Source organism: Flavobacterium psychrotolerans, assembly GCF_003097635.1.
GTDB classification, from domain to species: domain Bacteria; phylum Bacteroidota; class Bacteroidia; order Flavobacteriales; family Flavobacteriaceae; genus Flavobacterium; species Flavobacterium psychrotolerans.
Map to the genome: position 1 here is coordinate 220,049 of NZ_QCZI01000002.1, position 20,289 is coordinate 240,337.

General features: G+C 34.0%; 18 protein-coding genes and 1 tRNA gene. 6 read left to right on the plus strand and 13 right to left on the minus strand.

The genetic code is table 11. The features are described 5' to 3' along the window. Positions 1 to 162 precede the first annotated feature (162 nt). Positions 163 to 582: an rRNA maturation RNase YbeY gene (ybeY, locus tag DB895_RS02830; RefSeq protein ID WP_116723832.1), complete on the minus strand. Its 420-nt coding sequence runs from the start codon at positions 580 to 582 to the stop codon at positions 163 to 165. Next, a complete protein-coding gene (locus tag DB895_RS02835) occupies positions 569 to 3,943 on the minus strand; it encodes a DUF4175 family protein (RefSeq protein ID WP_116723872.1) in 3,375 nt (1,124 codons plus the stop codon). The genes ybeY and DB895_RS02835 overlap by 14 nt, the downstream gene beginning before the upstream one ends. Positions 3,944 to 4,129: 186 nt before the next feature. Here DB895_RS02835 and gltX point away from each other — a divergent pair, with 186 nt between their 5' ends. After that, the gene (gene gltX / locus DB895_RS02840) at positions 4,130 to 5,641 is read left to right on the plus strand and encodes a glutamate--tRNA ligase (RefSeq protein WP_116723833.1); all 1,512 of its coding nucleotides are present in this window, start codon (positions 4,130 to 4,132) and stop codon (positions 5,639 to 5,641) included. A gap of 82 nt (positions 5,642 to 5,723) precedes the next feature. Here the strand turns inward: gltX and DB895_RS02845 are convergent, their stop codons facing one another. After that, entirely contained in the window at positions 5,724 to 6,401 is a 678-nt protein-coding gene (locus DB895_RS02845; protein WP_116723834.1) for a PorT family protein, read from the minus strand. A 162-nt stretch (positions 6,402 to 6,563) separates the two neighbouring features. Here DB895_RS02845 and DB895_RS02850 point away from each other — a divergent pair, with 162 nt between their 5' ends. After that, on the plus strand, positions 6,564 to 7,544 hold the full coding sequence (locus DB895_RS02850) for an SPFH domain-containing protein (RefSeq protein WP_116723835.1): 981 nt from the start codon (positions 6,564 to 6,566) through the stop codon (positions 7,542 to 7,544). Between the two features lie 26 nt (positions 7,545 to 7,570). On the opposite strand, the gene DB895_RS02855 is transcribed toward DB895_RS02850, so the two are convergent. The 4 genes from DB895_RS02855 to DB895_RS02870 all read right to left on the minus strand — a co-directional run bounded on the left by DB895_RS02855 (position 7,571) and on the right by DB895_RS02870 (position 10,982). Continuing rightward, the gene (locus DB895_RS02855; protein ID WP_116723836.1) at positions 7,571 to 7,849 is read right to left on the minus strand and encodes a DUF6327 family protein; all 279 of its coding nucleotides are present in this window, start codon (positions 7,847 to 7,849) and stop codon (positions 7,571 to 7,573) included. A gap of 3 nt (positions 7,850 to 7,852) precedes the next feature. Next, on the minus strand, positions 7,853 to 8,203 hold the full coding sequence (locus DB895_RS02860; protein ID WP_116723837.1) for a competence protein: 351 nt from the start codon (positions 8,201 to 8,203) through the stop codon (positions 7,853 to 7,855). Between the two features lie 35 nt (positions 8,204 to 8,238). After that, the gene (locus tag DB895_RS02865) at positions 8,239 to 8,568 is read right to left on the minus strand and encodes a YtxH domain-containing protein (protein ID WP_116723838.1); all 330 of its coding nucleotides are present in this window, start codon (positions 8,566 to 8,568) and stop codon (positions 8,239 to 8,241) included. Positions 8,569 to 8,879: 311 nt separating this feature from the next. After that, a complete protein-coding gene (locus DB895_RS02870; RefSeq protein ID WP_116723839.1) occupies positions 8,880 to 10,982 on the minus strand; it encodes a glutamine--tRNA ligase/YqeY domain fusion protein in 2,103 nt (700 codons plus the stop codon). Between the two features lie 105 nt (positions 10,983 to 11,087). Here DB895_RS02870 and folB point away from each other — a divergent pair, with 105 nt between their 5' ends. Beyond that, positions 11,088 to 11,447, plus strand: a complete 360-nt coding sequence (gene folB / locus DB895_RS02875; RefSeq protein ID WP_116723840.1) for a dihydroneopterin aldolase — start codon at positions 11,088 to 11,090, stop codon at positions 11,445 to 11,447. Between the two features lie 69 nt (positions 11,448 to 11,516). Here folB and DB895_RS02880 read toward each other — a convergent pair. The 4 genes from DB895_RS02880 to rnr all read right to left on the minus strand — a co-directional run bounded on the left by DB895_RS02880 (position 11,517) and on the right by rnr (position 15,224). Next, positions 11,517 to 11,587: transfer RNA gene (locus DB895_RS02880), tRNA-Cys, on the minus strand. Positions 11,588 to 11,653: 66 nt separating this feature from the next. After that, positions 11,654 to 12,328 (minus strand): LysE family translocator, encoded by a 675-nt coding sequence (locus tag DB895_RS02885; RefSeq protein ID WP_116723841.1) that lies wholly within the window; start codon positions 12,326 to 12,328, stop codon positions 11,654 to 11,656. Positions 12,329 to 12,363: 35 nt separating this feature from the next. Then, positions 12,364 to 13,032 (minus strand): head GIN domain-containing protein, encoded by a 669-nt coding sequence (locus DB895_RS02890; protein ID WP_116723842.1) that lies wholly within the window; start codon positions 13,030 to 13,032, stop codon positions 12,364 to 12,366. A gap of 11 nt (positions 13,033 to 13,043) precedes the next feature. After that, positions 13,044 to 15,224 (minus strand): ribonuclease R, encoded by a 2,181-nt coding sequence (rnr, locus tag DB895_RS02895; protein WP_116723843.1) that lies wholly within the window; start codon positions 15,222 to 15,224, stop codon positions 13,044 to 13,046. Between the two features lie 989 nt (positions 15,225 to 16,213). Between rnr and DB895_RS02900 the strand changes: the two genes are divergently transcribed. From DB895_RS02900 to DB895_RS02910, 3 genes are all read left to right on the plus strand, one after another. Further along, the gene (locus DB895_RS02900; RefSeq protein WP_116723844.1) at positions 16,214 to 16,645 is read left to right on the plus strand and encodes an RpiB/LacA/LacB family sugar-phosphate isomerase; all 432 of its coding nucleotides are present in this window, start codon (positions 16,214 to 16,216) and stop codon (positions 16,643 to 16,645) included. Position 16,646: 1 nt separating this feature from the next. Then, positions 16,647 to 17,555, plus strand: a complete 909-nt coding sequence (locus DB895_RS02905) for a cation diffusion facilitator family transporter (RefSeq protein ID WP_116723873.1) — start codon at positions 16,647 to 16,649, stop codon at positions 17,553 to 17,555. Between the two features lie 86 nt (positions 17,556 to 17,641). Beyond that, positions 17,642 to 19,765 (plus strand): Tex family protein, encoded by a 2,124-nt coding sequence (locus DB895_RS02910; protein ID WP_116723845.1) that lies wholly within the window; start codon positions 17,642 to 17,644, stop codon positions 19,763 to 19,765. Between the two features lie 63 nt (positions 19,766 to 19,828). Here DB895_RS02910 and tatA read toward each other — a convergent pair whose 3' ends face one another. Together tatA and DB895_RS02920 are read right to left on the minus strand one after the other, a co-directional pair. Then, positions 19,829 to 20,026, minus strand: coding sequence for a twin-arginine translocase TatA/TatE family subunit (gene tatA / locus DB895_RS02915; protein ID WP_116723846.1), 198 nt, complete (start codon positions 20,024 to 20,026; stop codon positions 19,829 to 19,831). 33 nt (positions 20,027 to 20,059) lie between these two features. Further along, the gene (locus DB895_RS02920; protein WP_116723847.1) at positions 20,060 to 20,251 is read right to left on the minus strand and encodes a Sec-independent protein translocase subunit TatA/TatB; all 192 of its coding nucleotides are present in this window, start codon (positions 20,249 to 20,251) and stop codon (positions 20,060 to 20,062) included. Positions 20,252 to 20,289: the final 38 nt, after the last annotated feature.

Genomic DNA, 20,289 nt, shown 5'->3' on the forward strand with positions numbered 1-20,289 from the left:
GACCGCCATTCCTAGATAGTCAGCCCCATTTATTCTATAAGTTTCGATTGAAGGGAAAATCCTCCTGATTTTTCTTCGGGAGATTTGGAATGAAAGCGGGAAATGCAATTATGAAAAAGCCCTAGCTATTCACTTCCAATTATTCCATTCAGGAAAGAGTTGTTATTGTTCCACGTGAAACAATTTTATTTTTTCATCTTCTTTACCCCGCATTACCAATTCGTCTGCTACTGATTTATCCTTGTAGCCGCAATAATGCAAAACGCCATGTACCAATACGCGCTGCAATTCTTCCTTGAAAGAAACCCCAAAATCCAGAGCGTTTTCACGAACTCTCTCGATCGAAATGAAAATATCTCCGTGTAATTCGTTTCCTACGGAGTAATCGAAGCTAATAATGTCCGTCAACGTATCGTGATCGAGGTATTGTTGGTTGATTTGGACCAAATATTCATCGTCACAAAAGATGTAATTGATATCCCCTTCTTTCTTGTTTTCGGAAATTATGACTTGGGAGAGCCAATCTGAAATCTGTGTTTCGTTGGGTAATTCAAATTCGGTTTCGTAATTAAAAGTTATCATTGTTTTTAAAATATTCTTGAACCTTCTGGTTAAAATTGGAGCGCAAAGGTAAGCTTTGTCTATTTAAAATCTCTATACTGTTCAGATAATCTTGTAAACGAGACGGCAAGGCCTTGCTTTGGTTGTTGAACTCCTTCTTGTTCGTTTGCGATTGGCGCTTTTGTTCTTCTCCTTGCTCCTGTATGGCTTTGTCTAATTTGAGCAATTCTTGCTTTACATTTAACACTTTTTGGAGTACTTCATTTTTAAAACCTTTGTTCAATAATTGCTTTTCAATTTCCTTCATTTGATCTAATGCGTTTTGACTAACTCCGCCCAAACCCTTTTTATTTAATTCATTCTGAAGGGATTCCCGAAGCTGTTTTTGTTCTTTGTAAATCTCCATAATGGCCTTTGCATCTCCTTCACCATCATCCCCGTTTTCACCGCCTTTGCCACCTTGAGAATCTCCATTTCCACTTTTACCGTCCTTACCAGAATTGCCTTTATCTCCTTCTCCTGATTTTTTACCCTCACCGGGTTTCTTGCCTTCACCCGGCTTAGATCCCTTTTTCATACCTTCTTTCATCTTATCCCCTATCCCATCTTGCTTTTTTATGATATCGGGCAATTGCATGCCTTGTCCTTCACCGTTACCGGGCTTAGGTTTACCTGTACCCATTCCGGAAAGTGACATTTGCATGTTATTAAGAATGTCACTCAAAAAATCAGCCAATTTATTGGAAGCCGAAATAGTGTATTGTTGATGAGACAATCCTTTTGGGATTTGTGCTTCTACTAAATTCTCTATCGCTTTATCAATATTGTAATGGACGTTCCCTATTACTTTGGTAACATCTTCGGCAATTTTTGGGTTACGCAAAGACATAGCAAATAAACTGTCATCAACATGTTTGAACTGTTGTTTTAAATCTTGTTGGATTTTTAAATTTTTATTAAACGAAGGAGCACCTCTTTTCAATCCTTTGAATTCCTTCATTAAATCCTCCTGTGAAAATGAGAATGCCAATAAATTATCTAAAATTTGGCGCAACATTTTCACGTCTTCTTCTATTTGTTCCATATCTCCGCTTTCCAAACTTTCGGACATTTTCATGGACATTTCCTTCATTTTCTTGGATGCACTTTTTTGTTTCGGTTTGGCCTTGCCTTTATTTTCCTTTTGCAATTCTTCCGAAGCTTTCTTTAAATCTTCATCAATGCTTTTTTCTTTATCGGCATCTTTAGGGATATCAATAGGCGATTTTAATTCTTTGTTTTCCTTTTCTAATTCCTTTAACTCCTCTTGAATTTTATCAAATTCCTTATTAATTTCCTCTTGCTTAACGGCATTATTTTCCTTTTCGTTATTTGATAATTCCTCTTGCTTTTCAGAAAGTTTCTCTAACTTATCAGCAAGTTGTTCTGCCTTTTTCTCGACGTAATATTTCTTGGTTAACTCGACAAGCTGTTCTAAATTCTTAGTTTGGTTTTTACTGTTTTGCTTGAATTGATCTAACTTCTCCATCAATTCTTCATTCTTGATTTTATCATTCAACTCTTTGAGTTCGTTTAAAAGTTTTTGATTTTTTTCTAAATCCTTTTCGGCATTATCCAACCGTTTTTGCAATTCGTCATTAAAATCGTCTTTCTTGTCGGTTTTGAATTTATCCAAATTGTCTTTCATTTTTTCGGCAAATTCCTTCATCATGTCGTCCTGCTGTTTCTGACGTTTGATAAAATCATTCACTTTCTGCTGGTCTTTAAATTCAAGATTGTCTTTCTCTTTTCCGGCTTTCTGTAGTTTTTCGATTTCAGATATTTGCTTGTCCTGATTCTTTAATGACTTTTGTAAACTATTGATATTGTCGTTTTGCTGTTGCAAAAGTTGGTCTTCTTTTTCAACATCAGTCGCTATTCTATTTGAGAAAACAGAAGACTTGGTGCTTTTGAAATTATGAAGGGCATCATTGTCAAAAACCTCAAAATAATATTCATAAGAAACGCCCTCAACAACCGGAAGCGTGCTTGGGAAAGAAAATACAAATTGGTCAAAAATATCTTTCCTGACGGCAATTGTTCCACGTTTGGCATTTTGTGGTTTGTCTTTTTCATAATAAATCACTTGTAGTTTAGACAAGCCATAATCATCTGAAATTTGCCCTAAAACATAACTCTTTTCTGTTTTTAAGCTATCAGGAACATGATTAACATTGATAGTAGGAAACTGATCTTTAATAACCGAGATCTGATAATTTAGTTTTTCGTAGTTTTTTACCTTATCATTTGACGTACAGATTTGATATTCTGTGTTTTGTGAAATATTTTTAGATAACGTAAAAGTGTTATCCGACTTCAAAAAAGAAAAATTCGACTTCAAATCCGTCCAATCTACTTTTTGAGTGGCTTGCGTATTCATTTTCCATGTTACGCGAGTGCCTTCAGGAAGAATAGCATTTCCAGTACCTTTAACAATTTCTGGCTTTTTATTCAAATAAGAAGGGAAATTCAACTGCATTTCAAAATTAGCAATCGAAGGAACCGTTACTACATTCAATTCAAATTCAGAGGAAGAAACCGCATTGGCCTCCACGTGGAACAAAACGTTGGCTAATGGCTTCGAAATTTTAAATTGAAATTCACCTGCCTTTATCGTTTCCATAAAATAACTTTCATCGTCTATGAAAATCATGGCATTTTCTGGAATTATCTTTCCTTCTGATTTTACTCTAAGTATAAAATCTTTGTTTTGTTCCGTTTGCAAATGATTATTCAACACTACAAATTTGAAAGGTGCAGGCGGAAGAAATTGTTCCTTAAAATGAACTACCCTGTTTAAACTTTGGGAAATCATCATGCTGTTTCCAGAGAGATAAAAAAAAGCAAAAAACAAAATGGGTAGTATCGCCAATGGCAAAAATTTCTTGTTTGTTTTAAAATCAACAGCTTTACCAAAAGGAATCGGTTGCAATGAATTGGCTCTTTGTTCTATGGATGCCAATAGCAATTCCGATTTCTCTTGGTGGATTTCTAAATCCGACAATTGAAGAAAATTGGTCAACTTGTCGTTGACTTCCGTGAAATGATTTCCTATTATTGTTGACGCTTCCTTGTAGTCAATTCCTTTTTGGAGTTTGAATAATTTGAAAAGCGGAAATAGCATAAATCGAAACACTAGGAAAAGTTCCACCACTACAAAAGTCCAAAACAAAAACGCTCTTCCCATTGGCTTGAGCCAAAGAAAGTACTCCACGAAAAGCGTAAACAAGAAATACAACAAACCTAAACCAACAAAGAAAATACTTCCTCTGATTAGTTCATTCGTATAATATTTTTTAATAAAAGCCTCTAATTTTTGATAAATAGCGCTTGAAGATTCCAATGATTCCAATTTATTTTTATAACCTATAAAAGTAATAATTTATATGAATACTAAAACGTTAAAAAAATCGCAAACTTTTTAAGCTATAAAAAGGATTATCTCATTTTACAATTGACGGCATGAAAACGTATCTTTGCACAACCCTAGGCAAAAAGCTGAAAGGAACTAAGTTAAAATTTTTATACAATGTCTAAACCAATTCGGGTGCGTTTTGCGCCAAGTCCTACGGGACCATTACACATTGGCGGTGTTCGTACTGCTTTATTTAATTACCTTTTTGCTAAAAAAAATAATGGCGTTTTCTATTTGCGAATTGAAGATACCGACCAAAATCGTTTTGTTCCAGGAGCAGAGGCTTATATACTTGAAGCGCTAGAATGGTTGGGAATTTCTCCGGATGAAACTATTGGAAAGAATGAAAAATTTGGTCCATACCGTCAATCGGAAAGAAAACATTTGTATAAAGAATATGCTGACCAATTAATTAATTCCGGAAATGCCTATTATGCATTTGACACTGCAGAAGCGTTGGATTTTCATAGAAAACAACACGAAGAACAGGGAAAAACATTTATTTACAATTGGCACAACCGGGAAAAATTAGATACTTCATTAGTCATTTCTACCGAAGAAACTGCTAAGAGAATCACTTATGGAGAAGATTATGTCATTCGTTTTAAAACTCCTGTAAACGAAACTTTACAATTGCATGACCTCATTCGGGGCGATATAAAATTTGAAACCAATTTATTAGACGATAAAGTTTTATTTAAAAGTGACGGTATGCCAACCTATCATTTGGCAAATATTGTCGATGATCATTTAATGGAAACCTCGCACGTGATTCGTGGTGAAGAATGGTTGCCTTCTATGCCCTTGCATGTTTTATTGTACAGATCCTTTGGATGGGAAGCGCCGGAATTTGCGCATTTGCCTTTGATATTGAAACCAGTTGGGAACGGAAAATTATCTAAACGTGATGGCGATAAATTAGGGTTTCCTGTATTTCCTTTAGATTGGACCGACCCAATTTCTGGAGAAAAATCGTCAGGGTATAGAGAAAAAGGGTTTTTCCCGGAAACGGTGATCAACTTTCTAGCTTTATTGGGTTGGAATGACGGAACCGAACAAGAGTTATTTTCATTAGCAGAATTGGTGGATAAATTCGATTTGAACCGCGTGCATAAAGCGGGTGCCAAATTTGATCCGGAAAAAAACAAATGGTTCAATCACCAGTATTTGGTTCAACAAAATGATGCCAATTTGGCGAAAGCCTTTGCTCCTTTTTTAACCGAAAAAGGGATTTCTGTACCAGAAGTTATTTTAATAAAAATTGTTTCTCTAATCAAAGAACGAGCGCATTTTGTTTCTGAGTTTTGGGATTTAAGTGATTTCTTTTTTGTTGCTCCAAGTTCTTATGACGAAAAAGCATCAAAAAACTGGAAGGAAGAGACACCGGTTTTAATGCAGGAATTGATTTCGGTTCTGGAAGAAATTACTGATTTCACCTCCCTAAATATAGAAACCATCGTAAAAGACTGGATGACGAAAAATGAAATTGGGATGGGAAAAGTAATGCAACCTTTCCGTTTGAGTTTGGTGGGTGCTTTAAAAGGCCCACATTTATTTGATATTGTAGAATTGATTGGAAAAGAGGAAACGATTAAGCGAATAGAGAAAGCGATAGATTCATTATAATCAAAAAACCCTTTCAGAATTTGAAACTCTGAAAGGGTTAAGTAATGATATTAAAGCTCCTGAAATTTCAGGAGCTTTTTGTTTACAAATTAAACAAGATCTGTCCGCTTAAAATTCCTAAATGACCTTTGAAGCTATTCCCGTTATTTTTTGTAATTAATTCCGGGTCTTTATTCAAATGGTTTAGCATGTTATTCATCCCGCATTGATAACAAATTATGGCGCGAACACGTCTGTTTCCTGCGGAAATTCCCGCATAAAGATTCCCATTAATGGTTGTCACGTCAATAATATCTTTTGCGATTAAAGTTGTTGGTTTACCTGAATTGTCCAAAACAATATTGTTTTCAGATTTAGCGTCGATTCTCAGTTTTCCGTTCACTTGTAAAATAGGTCCAAGATCTATTGAAACGCGGTCTTTAATAATGTTGTAACTCAATATCAATCTAATCTGTGCACCCGACAATGTATATTTTACGTCCTCATTTTTAAGAAATGTTTTTGTTTTGGTTGCTACCGAAAAACTACTTTCAGTAAACTGCATTCCAAAAATCATACTGAAATTATCATAGTAATTTCCCCGAACTGCCATTCCTCCTACCCATCCTAATTCAGGCTTTGTTTTAAAATTATTTGTGGCTAATGACATTTGGGTTATCCCAAGGGTAATTCCAATTCTATTGCCGTCTCTATACCCATACTGGGCAGATGCAACAATTGTCATCAGGACAAAGGTTACAAGAAGAAAATTCTTTTTCATTTGTGGATACTATTTATTTCTTAAAGGAATATGGTATCGCCTTTCTTCATCATTATTTGTGATTTGGAATCATGGCAATTTCATATAATAATGTTAACTGACAACAAACGTAAAATATTTTTTGTAATTTGACCCTAATTTATTAACTTAATTCAACGTTATATGAACATTGCCTCTATTATTATTTTAGTATTCGGGTTATTTATTTTTCTATCTGCCTTTTTTACGGTCAAGCAACAATCCTCAGTGATTATCGAGCGTTTTGGGAAATTCTTGAGCGTCAGAAATTCGGGGTTACAATTAAAAATCCCATTGATTGATCGAATAGCCGGACGGGTAAACCTCAAAATTCAACAACTGGATGTGATTATCGAAACCAAAACTAAGGACAATGTATTCGTGAAAATGAAAGTTTCGGTTCAGTTCAAAGTCATTCAGGATAAAGTATATGATGCCTTTTATAAACTAGAATATCCGCACGACCAAATTACGGCTTATGTTTTTGACGTGGTTCGGGCCGAGGTTCCAAAACTAAAATTAGACGATGTTTTTGAAAGAAAAGATGATATTGCCATAGCCGTAAAACGGGAATTAAATGAAGCAATGACCACTTATGGTTACGATATCATCAATACTTTGGTTACCGATATTGATCCCGATATTCAAGTAAAAAACGCAATGAACCGCATTAACGCCGCAGATAGAGAGAAAACGGCTGCCGAATTTGAAGGAGAAAGCACCCGAATTCGGATTGTGGCCAAAGCCAAAGCGGAAGCGGAAAGCAAGCGTTTACAAGGACAAGGAATTGCAGATCAAAGACGTGAAATTGCCCGTGGGCTGGTAGAAAGCGTGGAGGTTTTGAACCGTGTAGGAATCAATTCTCAGGAAGCATCGGCCCTAATTGTCGTTACCCAACATTATGATACTTTACAAGCTATTGGAGCCGACGCAAATTCAAATTTAATATTGCTGCCTAATTCACCTCAGGCCGGAAGCGATATGCTCAATAATATGGTGGCTTCTTTTACAGCCTCTAACCAAATGGGAGAATTGATGAAGAAAAACAACAAAAAAGTAAAACCAAAAACGGATGAATACCATTCAGGCCATCAAGCGCCGGAAACTCCTGAACCGGAAATTTAATTGCAATGCAAACCATTAAAAGAGGCTTAATTGCCTCTTTTCTTTTTTGATACCCATTTTTTAAAAAACGGAATTGCTTTGTTTAAAATAAAAGGGGTTGCCATTTTTAGGACAACCCCATATGGCCCCGTTAGCATGGAATTAGAAGAACTAATTAAATCGGTTACTATATTTTTAGGCGCAAAACTGTCCTTGGTTTTTTGGACACTGTTAATTATTTTGCGATAATGGATTTCCTTCTCTAGTTTCAAGATCTCTAATTCATTATTAATTTGTGCGTACGAAGAATATTTTTTAGTTGCCATAAATTAATCGTTAAAAAAGATTTCCGAAAATTTTTCTAAGATTGGACCTTCCACTATTTTATTCTTAAATAAAAATATTAACCCCATGACAAGCAAATAGACGCCACCCACGATTAAAAATCCCAAGGCATAACTGTCTATGGCTTTTCCGATAGCTATAGCTCCAGCAATAGAAAAAAATAACAAGACCAAGCAAAAGCAAAACGAAACTAAGATGAATTTTAAAATCATGGTCACGGATTTCATTGCCACTTTAAAACCCCATAATTTATAATAGGCCACATTACTCTCAATAAAAGCTTGTGCTTGGTCTTGAATAATTTCTGCGTTTTCTTTCAGTCCTTCAAAAGCCATAACGTTTTATTTAGGTTTTCAATACCGATTGGAATCTAATTGTGATGTTTTGCATTTTGCTCTTTCAAATCAGATAGTTTTGTTTCTAAGAAAGAGATTACATCTTCACTTTTGTTATTCATGCTAGAGACCAAATCTTCGTAGGAATCTTCAAAGCCTAATTTGGCACTCGAAAACTTACTTTTAATACCTTTTGACGCTTCTTCTAATTTGTGTAAAAAATTATTTTTAGCATCACCATAGCCTTCTTTCAATTTTGCTCTAGTGTTAGTTCCTTTATCTGGAGCAAACAAAATTCCAATACCTGCTCCAACTGCAGCTCCTGCTAAAAGAGCTATTAATGTGTTACCTGTGTTGTTTGACATGACTTTACTTTTTAAATTAATACTACATTAAAGTTACAAAATATAATAGCCGCACTTTGTTAACAAGATGTTAAAACAGACGGTTAGTATTTACAAAAAACCAAATAAAACTTCATATTTAAAAGAAAAAATAATAAATGTGGTTGATGTGGTAAAGTTTGTAAAGTGTCTTTAAAAACAGTTTAAAGAGGCTGGTTTTGATAGTTAAAATTTATGTGGATTGTATTTTATATAAGAATATATAATAATAAAGAAAGCGCCTTGTAAAAAGCGCTTTTCATTGTTAATATCTATAATTGTGAATTTAATTATTAAAAGTGCAGTTCATTTAATACTTCCAAAACTTTTTCGTTTTTTTCGGTCAGCATTAATTCGGATACTTGTGTTTTGAAATTATTTAAATTTATCAAGTCCTTTTTTAAATTTAAGATGACAGAAACCCTCACTAAAGGCAATTGACTTTTTAATGACATTCCATATAATTTTGCCAAAAGTTCCGGTTCAATATCCTTTGCAAAAACATTGTCAGAATAGTTTAAAATTAAATTAGCAAACAATAAGGAATTGTTGTCATTTTTAACATTCTTAACTACTGTTTGAATTAACAAACTAAAATTATCAATGCTTTTGATGTTATCAACAATATTCGTAAGAATCAAACCGGCATTGTTTTCATCTTTTTCCTTGACGTATTTATTAATTTCTTTTTGTGTGTTCATCAACAAATTTTCTTCTTTTTTGCCTTTTTCTTCCCAAGCGTCTTTTAACCCAACAGTTCTGTTGAAAACTAATTTTTCGGTGGAAGAATCTTTATCCACATTGAAATAACCCAAACGTTGGAACTGGAATTTATCTCCTGATTTTACATATTTTAGGCTAGGTTCCACAAAACCTTTTGCGATTTGTAAAGAAGAGGCATTCATGAAATCCAAGAAGTTTTTCTCCTTGTGACTGTCTGGAGCTTCGTCTATAAACAAGCGGTCATACAAACGAACTTCGGCTTCAATGGCGTGTTTAATAGATACCCAATGCAGGGTTCCGGCCACTTTTCTTTGACTGGACTCGCTCCCGCTCCCGCTTCTGGAATCTTCGTCATAAGTAACATGAATTTCAGTAATCGTTCCGTTTGCATCTTTTACAACACTTTCGCCTCTAATGATATAGGCATTTTTTAAACGTACTTCTTTTCCTATCGACAAACGGAAGAATTTGGCAGGAGCTTCCTCTAAAAAGTCTTCTCTTTCGATGTAAAGTTCTCTTGAAAATGGTACTTTTCTATAACCGGCACTTTCATCTTCCTGATTGTTTTCGGCTTCAAGCCATTCCTCTTTTTCCTCTGGATAGTTGATAATCACTAACTTTATCGGATCTAAAACTGCCATTACCCTTGGAGCGGTTTTGTTTAAATCTTCCCGCAAACAAAACTCCAATAATGAAACATCAATCACGTTTTCACGCTTGGCAACACCTATAATATCACAAAATTTACGGATAGAAGCTGCCGTGTAACCACGTCTTCTCAATCCGGAAATAGTAGGCATTCTCGGGTCATCCCAACCGTTTACAATATTTTCCTGAACCAATTGCAAAAGTTTTCGTTTGCTCATTACGGTATAATTCAAGTTCAAACGGGCAAATTCATATTGGTGAGGTCTTACTTTATTTTCGACATAAATTTGGTCTAAAAACCAATTGTATAGTTCCCGATGCATCACAAATTCCAGCGTACAGATAGAATGCGAAATTTGCTCAATATAATCGCTTTCGCCATGTGCATAATCATACATGGGATAGATTTTCCAGTCATTTCCGGTTCGGTGGTGGTGACGGTGTAAAACTCGATACATCAACGGATCTCGCATCAACATGTTAGTTGAGGTCATATCAATTTTAGCACGTAAAACATGACTTCCTTCCGGAAAATTGCCATTTTTCATGCCTTCAAACAATTCTAAATTCTCTTCAACTGAACGATTTCTGTAAGGCCCATCCACTCCCGGTTGCGTCGGTGTACCTTTTTGAATGGCCATATCATCTGAAGATTGACTGTCAACATAGGCTTTACCTTTTTTAATCATAACAATTGCCCAATCGTATAACTGCTGAAAATAGTCCGATGCATACCGCTCTTCGGCCCAATTAAAGCCCAACCATATTAAATCTTCTTTGATAGCATCTACGTATTCCTGTTCCTCTTTAGCTGGATTAGTATCGTCAAAACGCAAATTTACGGGCGCATTGTAACGCAATCCCAAACCAAAATTCAAACAAATAGATTTGGCGTGGCCAATGTGCAAATACCCGTTTGGTTCTGGTGGAAAACGAAAACGTAATTTATCTTGGGGAAAACCGCTTTCCAAACTGTCTTCGATGATTTGTTCTATAAAATGAAGTGATTTTTCTTCGGTTGACATATTTTTGTTTAATTTTAGCAAAGATAAAAAAAGGTTGTTTAAAATAGTTTAAAGTTTAAAGTTTCGGCGTTAACTTTGAACTATTAACCTTAAACTTTTAAAAAAATGGGAATTATAAAACTAAAAAATATCAGAACCTTCTCCTATCATGGTTGTTTACTGGAAGAAGGCAAAATTGGCTCTGATTATTCTGTAGATTTAGAAGTTAAAACAGACTTACGAAAATCCTGTATTTCAGATGACTTGAAAGATACGGTAGATTATGTGCTCTTAAACACCATTGTTATTGAGGAAATGGCCATTCGCTCCCATTTGCTGGAACATGTCGGTCACAGAATTGTCACGCGAATTTTTAAGGAAATTCCATCTATTTCCAGAATCATTTTGTCGGTTTCTAAACTAAATCCCCCTATTGGTGGTGATGTTGAGGCGGTTACTATAGAATTAGAAGAATATAGAAATTAGGTTAATTATGAATTTGTGATCTGAACATTAAGGCATAAAAAAACCTTCAAAAAAATTTGAAGGTTTTAGAGGCATCGTCCGGATTCGAACCGGAGTAGGAGCTTTTGCAGAGCCCAGCCTAGCCACTCGGCCACGACGCCATTTGTTGAATGGATTGCAAAAGTAACATAATATTTTAAAATCTAAAATAAAATAAATTATTTATATTAATCAATCTTCTCCAAAACCTTTTTAGCCAATTTGCTTTCGCTTGGAAACCAGCCTTGGAACATCAAAACCAACCCAAAAATAATTAACAAAATACTAATCATTTTTTTTAATTTAAGAATATTATCAGGGGTCATTTTATGTTTTAATTGTTTAGCCAATATAATTTTCCCAATATCAATAACCAAATAACTACCTATTACAGAAGAGAAAAAAACTATCATTCTGGAAGTTTCTAATTGTAGTTTTGGCCCAATGGTGATTAAAATCAAAAACCAAAATAAAAGAACGCCCACATTGATAAAATTTAAGAAAAAACCTTTAATGAATAAACTTAGATAATCTTTCTTTAATATTTCACTAAGCGTTTTTTTATCTATATTTTTGGCTGTTTTGTGCGTTTTTAAAAGAGTAATTATACCATAAGTGAGCATCAAAATTCCACCAAAAATGTAGATTGCAGGGTCATTTTTTATGGTTTGGATGAGGCGGTAACTACTAAAATAGGCTATTGAAATAAAAACAATATCAGCCAAGACCACACCTAAATCAAAAACAAAAGCAGCTCTAAATCCTTTTACGGCACTGGTTTCCAGTAACACAAAAAAAACGGGACCCACCATGAAACTTAAAAAAATTCCCAATGGTATCCCTGATAATATATCTTGAATCATGTATTAGTTTTATGAATAAAGTCAAAAGTAAGAAATTATTCCTTATTCTCGGTAATTGTTCCGCCGGCAACTACTTTTTTATTAATTTGTTTTGGTTTACCAAAAATAGAGATTGTTCCTCCAGCCCTAACTTTTGCGTCTACAAAATCGGTAGCGAAAATTTCAGCCTCACCACCCGCATTAGCCGTTATAATGGTTTGGGTAGTAATTAGCTTTTTAGCGTCTAAAATAGCACCTGAATTGATTGTTAAGTCTTGATTTTTTACTTTCCCCTCCAAATAAACTTTAGAACCGGAAGTCGCTTTCACTGAAACTCTATCTGTATCTAATTTTAACTTTATTTCAGAACCTTCTTTGGCAATAATATCAAAATTTATTACTTTAAATGTAGCTTCACTGTAAATTCTAGAACCTTCATTGGCTTCTACCGCATCTATATCCTTGTAATATACTGTGGCAGAAATGGCATCTCCTTTTAGCAATTTAGTTAAAGGCATTCTGATTTTTAATTCTCCATTTTTATTGACTAATTCTACTAGATCTGCCCCTTCTCCATCTAAAATAATTTTATTTTCATCGGAAGGAATTAACGAAACATCTATTTGATCAAAAGAAGTTACTTTATTGAAATCTCCTAAATCTTTTTCTACTTGAGCAAAAGCTATTGAACTGATAAAAAATAAACTAAGAAATAACTTTTTCATAAAGGTGATATTTATTCGTTTTTTCTGATAAAATTAAAATCCAATTGTTTCTTGACTAAATCGGCATTTTTAACTTTAACGTAAACTTCGTCTCCTAATTGTAATACTTTTTTAGAAACTTCACCTACAAGTGCATATTGTTTGTCATCAAATGTGTAATAATCGTCTTTTATTTCTCGAATTCTGCACATTCCTTCGCATTTGTTTTCTATAATTTCCACATAGATTCCCCATTCGGTCACGCCAGAAATAACTCCTAAAAACTCTTGGTCTTTATGATCTTGCATGAATTTTATTTGCATGTATTTTACGCTGTCCCGCTCGGCATTGGTGGCTAAACCTTCCATTGTTGAGGAATGAACGCATTTTTCTTCATACAAATTAGCATCGACTGATTTTCCTCCGTCAATATAATGCTGCAATAAACGGTGTGTCATTACATCAGGATAGCGACGAATAGGAGAAGTAAAATGGGAATAATAATCGAATGCCAATCCGTAATGACCAATATTATCTGTAGAATATTTGGCTTTACTCATGGTTCGAATCGTTAAAGTATCAATTAAATTTTGCTCTTTTTTACCAACGACATCTTGTAATAAAGTGTTTAAGGATTTAGAAATTTCACCTTTTGATTTCAAATTAATGCTGTACCCAAACTTAGAAATTACTGTTTGAAGACTGAATAATTTATCTTCATTAGGTTCATCATGTATCCTATAAACAAAGGTTTTCTTCTGTTTCCCTATGTATTCTGCCACCTTTTTATTGGCTAAAAGCATAAATTCCTCAATTAAATGATTGGCATCTTTGGATATTTTAAAATAAACACCTTCTGGTTCCCCTTTTTCATTCAAATTAAATTTAACTTCCACTTTATCAAAAGATATGGCGCCATCATTCATTCTATGTCGTCGAAGTATTTTAGCCAGTTCATCCATTTTTAATGTGGCGGCAACAATTTCATCTGAAACTTCATAAGATTTTCCAACTATAGAAATATCTTCCGGAATGGTATTATCCTTGGTTTCTATGATGTATTGCGCTTCTTCATAAGAAAAACGCTGATTGGAATAAATCACTGTTCTTCCGAACCATTGGTTGATTAGTTGCGCTTTTTCATTGATTTCAAACACTGCAGAAAACGTGTACTTTTCTTCATGCGGTCTTAACGAACAGGCAAAATTAGACAATACTTCCGGAAGCATTGGTACGACTCTATCTACCAAATAAACAGAAGTTGCTCGTTTATAGGCTTCCTCGTCCAGGATGGTTCCTTCCTGTAAATAGTAGGAAACGTCGGCAATATGAACGCCAATTTCATAATTTCCATTCTCTAATTTTTTAAAAGAAAGGGCATCATCAAAATCTTTAGCATCTTTTGGATCTATTGTAAAAGTTAACGTATCTCGCATATCACGACGATTTGCAATTTCACTTTCGTGAATGGTCGTATCAATTTTTTGGGCATACACTTCTACTTCAACCGGAAAATCATAAGGCAGCCCATATTCAGCTAAAATGGCATGAATTTCGGTATCGTGTTCGCCTTGTTTTCCTAAAACTTTGATGATAGAACCAAATGGACTATCGGCATTCTTAGGCCAATCTTCAATTTTTGCAATTACAACATCCCCTTGCTGAGCTTCACCAATTTTATCTTTTGGAATGAAAATATCGGTGTACATTTTTGGATTAGCAGTAGATACAAAAGCGAAATTCTTCTGAATATCAATAACGCCCACGAACTCCGTTTTCTTTCTTTCTACAATTTCTATAACTTCACCTTCCGGTTTTCTACCCTTGCGTCGGTTATAAACATAAACTTTTACAGTATCTTTATCTAACGCATGATTGAGGTTATTGGTAGGAATAAAAACATCTTCCTCTAATTCTGGACAAACAAAATAAGCTGTTCTTCGGCTGGTCATGTCAATAGTGCCTTCATAATAATCTTGACTTACCGCTTTCACTAAATATTTTCCTGGTTCGGATTCAATAATGACTTTTTGGGCAGCCAATATTTTTAAATCCTTAATGATTTCGTTTCTGCTTTTAGTATCGTCTAGTTCTAATACAGCTGCTATTTGTTTGTAATTGAATGATTTATTGGCATTTTGTGATAAAATTTTTAAAATCTTTTCAGAGAATGTTTTAACTGCCTTTCCAAACTTTCTTGGTTTCTTATCCATGTTTTATTGCTAAGTATCGTTCTTATTTTTGTATTGGGAGATATTAAACACCGTATTTTTTTGATTAAAATAACTTGGTTTAATTATTAAAAGTTGAAAATTACGAATAAGATTTTAGATTTTAGATTTCAATTTTCATAATTATTAAAAATATAACTTTTGTATCTTTATCCAAAGAGTATAAGTGAAGGTTTGGAAAGCATTCAATATTCTTTTTTAAAATGAAATTATATATTTCTTTGTTGCTTTTTTTCAATACCTTTAGTAGAATTAAAACAATGTTCTAATTTGAATAATTTTTAAAATGATAAAGTTGTTAACATATATTAAATACAACAAAAAGAAATTTTAAATTTAAATTAATTTTTGATGGTTATTATAGTGTGTTAATAGTTACAATAACTTTATTTTAATAATGATGGTTTTTGAGTTCTACCATTTTATAACGATTTATTAACATAGGTATTTCTATTTAAACTATTCATTTTAAGCTTATTTTAAAAAACGATTAACAACTGTTAATAGTTAGAAATAGATTGGTTTTGTAAATAAGTATTAAACGTGCTTTTTGTTAATAAACACTCTTTTACAACGCATAACTTTTATAAAAATTAATGAAACTAAATTAGGTTCTTTCATCTCGGTTTTGGATTACAATTTTATCTATTACAAACAAGAATTAGTTCTAAAATTATATCTAAAGTTATAAACATTTCATGTTAATTTAAGGTTAACTGATTATCAGGTAATTGGTTTATTCTATTAACAATGTAAAAATTTAAAGTATATTTTAAAATTAAAACATTGATTTACAGTGTTTTAATTTTATATAAAGAATAAATTAAAACTTTTTTAATCCTATTAGAATGTAATGTGCTAAACTAAAGGTTTTCCTTTTTTGTCTGGAGAAAAGCAAATAAACAAATTAAGGAATCATAAAAACAGATTTGTTTTGGTAAATTTGCGAATTACAAACTAAAACCTCCAAAATGAAAATATCCATAGGAAACGACCACGCTGGTCCAGATTATAAAATTGCTATTGTAAACATGCTTAAAGCAAAAGGACATGATGTGACAAATTACGGTGCCGACACTTTTGATAGTGTAGATTATCCTGATTTTGGGCATGCTGTTGCTATTGATGTTTCTGAAGGTAAAGCGGATTTTGGAATTGTAATCTGCGGAAGCGGAAATGGAATTGCCATGTCAGCAAATAAACACCCAAAAGTGCGAGCGGCTTTGTGTTGGACAAAAGAAATTGCTGCTTTGGCCCGTCAACACAATAATGCCAATATAATAAGCATTCCGGCGCGTTTTACTTCAATACCCCAAGCGGTAGAAATGGTAGAAACTTTTTTGAATACCGATTTTGAAGGAGGAAGACACCAAAATAGGGTGAACAAAATTGCATGCCAATAAAATGGCACACGACCACAGTTATCATCACCATCATGAAGTAAACGATAAAAACCTTTCGGTTTCTATTTTTTTGAATATTGGAATTACGATTGCCCAAATTGTTGGCGGATTTATTTCTGGAAGTCTGTCCCTACTTTCAGATGCTTTGCACAATTTTAGCGATGTAATTTCTTTGGTTCTGAGCCTGTTTGCGCATCGACTTTCTAAGCAAAAAGCCAATGAAATTAGGACTTTTGGTTACAAACGTGCTGAAATTATCGCCGCTTTTATCAATTCGGCGACATTAATTTTTGTGGCTCTTTTTTTAATATACGAAGCCATAATTCGATTTGAAAATCCAGTAGAAATTAGTTCGGAATTGGTAATTTGGTTGTCTGTTTTAGGAATTGCCTTTAATGGGTTTTCTGCACTTTTGCTTAAAAAAGATGCCGATCATAATTTGAATATGAAATCGGCCTATTTGCATCTTTTTACAGATATGATGGCTTCGGTAGCGGTTTTATTAGGTGGAATTTTAATGAAATATTTGCAATGGTTTTGGGTAGACAGCGTGATTACTTTTGCCATCGCTATTTATCTTATTATTATGGGTTTTGGAATTTTAAAATCGACCACAAAAATATTAATGCTCTTCACTCCTGAAAATTTAGATATTACTGAAATAGTACATGCGATTCATAAAGTTACCGGAACCCATTTGTTGCATCACATTCACTTATGGCATTTAAACGAACACGAACTCCATTTTGAAGCCCATTTAGATTGTAAAGAAAATATTTCAATTGCCCAATTTAATCTTTTAGTTGATGAAATTGAAGAAGTTTTGCATCACGAATTTCAAATCAATCATTGCACCATTCAACCTGAATTTGATAAAAACTGCGCTAAAGATTTTATCGTCCAAGATTAACATCGTTGACTAAATTAGTGTAAATTCAGTCAACGTACTGACTGAATTAACGTTTTTCAACATTTTTAGATTTCAAAATATTTAAAATGACCAACATACAATTCATCTCAAAATTTATTGCTACCGCAGCGATAAATATTCAAAACACCGTAAAACTTTTAGAAGAAGATTGCACGATTCCGTTTATTTCCCGTTATCGAAAAGACAAAACCGGTAATCTTGACGAAGTTCAAATCGAACAAATCGCCAAACTGCAAAAGGACTACGAAGTTATCGTAAAACGTAAGGAAGCCATTCTAAAATCTATTGAAGAACAAAAGGCACTTTCACAGGAATTGAACGAAAAAATTCAAGGAAGTTTCGATTTACAGGAACTGGAAGATTTCTATTTGCCCTTCAAAAAGAAGAAAAAAACCCGTGCCGATGTAGCTCGTGAAAACGGATTGGAACCACTGTCAAAAATCATCATGGCTCAGAATAATGAAGATGTCGATTTTATTTCTTCCAAATTCTTGAATGAAAAAGTGAAAAATGAAGACGAAGCCTTGCAAGGTGCACGAGACATAATAGCCGAATGGATTAACGAAAACATTTATGTTCGAAAACAATTGCGAAGACTTTTTCAGCGCAAAGCCACCATAACCACAAAGGTGGTGAAAACCAAAAAAGACGATGATAAATCCCAAAAATTTGACCAATATTTTGATTGGTCCGAGACTTTAACCAAAGCACCATCACATCGATTATTGGCCATGCTCCGTGCCGAAAATGAAGGTTTCGTAAAAATGAAAATCGAAGTTGAGACCGAAGAGGCCATCGAAATTATTGATGAATTAATTATAAAAAAGAAAAATGACACTACGCCACATCTGCAACTAGCGATTGAAGACAGCTATAAAAGGTTACTTAATCCTGCGATTTCGAATGAAGCTTTGCAAGAAGCAAAAGCAAAAGCTGATGCGAATTCCATTCAGGTTTTTGCCAACAATTTAGGTCAATTGTTGTTGGCTCCACCCTTGGGAGAAAAACGAATTTTAGCCATCGATCCGGGATTCCGCAGTGGCTGTAAAATCGTTTGTTTGGACGAAAAAGGTGATTTATTGTACAACGAAACGATTTATCCACATGCTCCCCAAAAAGAAGACGTTATGGCGATGAAAAAAATCCGTTCGATGGTCAATTCCTATAAAATCGACGCCATTTCTATAGGAAACGGAACCGCTTCACGCGAAACCGAATTTTTCATTAAAAAAATCGCTTTTGATAAACCTGTTCAAGTTTTTATCGTTTCAGAAGCTGGAGCGTCCGTTTATTCTGCGTCTAAAATTGCGAGAGAGGAATTTCCGAATTACGATGTTACGGTTCGCGGTTCTGTTTCAATCGGAAGACGACTTTCTGATCCATTGGCCGAATTGGTGAAAATTGATCCGAAAGCAATAGGAGTGGGGCAGTACCAACATGACGTGGATCAAAATAAATTGAAAGAGGAATTAGATAATACCGTGATTCGTTGCGTGAATTCGGTTGGTGTAAATATTAACACGGCGAGTAAACATTTGTTGAGTTATGTGAGCGGAATAGGAGAGAAGCTGGCCGAAAACATTGTGCAATATCGCTCTGAAAATGGTCCTTTTGAAGACCGGAAACAACTCAAAAAAGTGCCGAGATTGGGTGAAAAAGCCTATCAACAAGGGGTGGCTTTTATACGGATTTCCAATGCAAAAAATCCCCTAGACAATTCGGCGGTACATCCTGAAGCGTATGGAATAGTGGAGAAAATGGCTAAAGATTTGAAAATTTCGGTAAATGATTTGATTGCTAATTCGGCAAAAACGGCCTTAATAAAACCCGAAAATTACGTTACTTCAGAAATTGGATTATTAGGCTTGAAAGACATTATTAAAGAACTCGAAAAACCAGGACTTGACCCTAGAAAATCGGCTAAAGTTTTTGAATTTGATCCTAATGTAAAAACGATAAAAGACGTGAAATCGGGAATGATTTTGCCTGGAATTGTTAATAACATCACCAATTTTGGATGTTTTGTAGATATTGGAGTGAAAGAAAGTGGTTTGGTTCATATCTCGCAACTCAAAGCGGGTTTTGTTAGCGATGTGAATGAAGTCGTGAAATTACACCAACACGTTCAGGTAAAAGTTACCGAAGTGGATGAAGAACGACAAAGGATTCAATTGTCAATGATAGTGTAAAAAAAAAGTCACAATTTTCAATTTAATTATTGAAAATTGCGACTTTTTTGATTTTGAAAAAACTTACTCTTTAGTTTCGTCTTTTTTATCCGCTGGTTGATCGTCTTTAGAGGCGTTTTTAAATTCTTTAACACCGCTTCCAAGACCTTTCATTAATTCTGGAATTTTTTTACCGCCAAAAAGCAGCAGAATAATTGCTAAAACTATAATAATATGACCAGGACTTAAAGGTGCTCCTAAAAATATTGTTAATGCTGCCATTTTTATAAAATTAATATGATTGTTATCTTGATTTTAAACGTTTTCTTCTGTTTTGTCAGATGGCTGATCACCTTTAGAAGCATTTTTAAACTCTTTAACGCCGTTACCTAAACCCTTCATAAGTTCTGGAATTTTTTTGCCGCCAAAAAACAACAATATAACTGCCAAAACCAAAATAATTTCAGTAGGGCCAAATTCTCCAAGAAATATTACTAATGAGATCATAATTCTAGTATTTAAAAATAATAATGCAAAGATAATAA

Excerpts from the sequence above, each read along its gene's own strand:
- DB895_RS02865 (WP_116723838.1), bottom strand. The coding sequence starts at position 8,568 with ATGTCAAACAACACAGGTAACACATTAATAGCTCTTTTAGCAGGAGCT.
- folB (WP_116723840.1), top strand. The coding sequence starts at position 11,088 with ATGGGAATTATAAAACTAAAAAATATCAGAACCTTCTCCTATCATGGT.
- DB895_RS02845 (WP_116723834.1), bottom strand. The coding sequence starts at position 6,401 with ATGAAAAAGAATTTTCTTCTTGTAACCTTTGTCCTGATGACAATTGTT.
- DB895_RS02855 (WP_116723836.1), bottom strand. The coding sequence starts at position 7,849 with ATGGCAACTAAAAAATATTCTTCGTACGCACAAATTAATAATGAATTA.
- DB895_RS02850 (WP_116723835.1), top strand. The coding sequence starts at position 6,564 with ATGAACATTGCCTCTATTATTATTTTAGTATTCGGGTTATTTATTTTT.
- DB895_RS02920 (WP_116723847.1), bottom strand. The coding sequence starts at position 20,251 with ATGATCTCATTAGTAATATTTCTTGGAGAATTTGGCCCTACTGAAATT.
- DB895_RS02870 (WP_116723839.1), bottom strand. The coding sequence starts at position 10,982 with ATGTCAACCGAAGAAAAATCACTTCATTTTATAGAACAAATCATCGAA.
- DB895_RS02885 (WP_116723841.1), bottom strand. The coding sequence starts at position 12,328 with ATGATTCAAGATATATTATCAGGGATACCATTGGGAATTTTTTTAAGT.
- gltX (WP_116723833.1), top strand. The coding sequence starts at position 4,130 with ATGTCTAAACCAATTCGGGTGCGTTTTGCGCCAAGTCCTACGGGACCA.
- DB895_RS02905 (WP_116723873.1), top strand. The coding sequence starts at position 16,647 with ATGGCACACGACCACAGTTATCATCACCATCATGAAGTAAACGATAAA.
- ybeY (WP_116723832.1), bottom strand. The coding sequence starts at position 582 with ATGATAACTTTTAATTACGAAACCGAATTTGAATTACCCAACGAAACA.
- DB895_RS02910 (WP_116723845.1), top strand. The coding sequence starts at position 17,642 with ATGACCAACATACAATTCATCTCAAAATTTATTGCTACCGCAGCGATA.
- DB895_RS02860 (WP_116723837.1), bottom strand. The coding sequence starts at position 8,203 with ATGGCTTTTGAAGGACTGAAAGAAAACGCAGAAATTATTCAAGACCAA.
- rnr (WP_116723843.1), bottom strand. The coding sequence starts at position 15,224 with ATGGATAAGAAACCAAGAAAGTTTGGAAAGGCAGTTAAAACATTCTCT.
- DB895_RS02900 (WP_116723844.1), top strand. The coding sequence starts at position 16,214 with ATGAAAATATCCATAGGAAACGACCACGCTGGTCCAGATTATAAAATT.
- tatA (WP_116723846.1), bottom strand. The coding sequence starts at position 20,026 with ATGGCAGCATTAACAATATTTTTAGGAGCACCTTTAAGTCCTGGTCAT.
- DB895_RS02890 (WP_116723842.1), bottom strand. The coding sequence starts at position 13,032 with ATGAAAAAGTTATTTCTTAGTTTATTTTTTATCAGTTCAATAGCTTTT.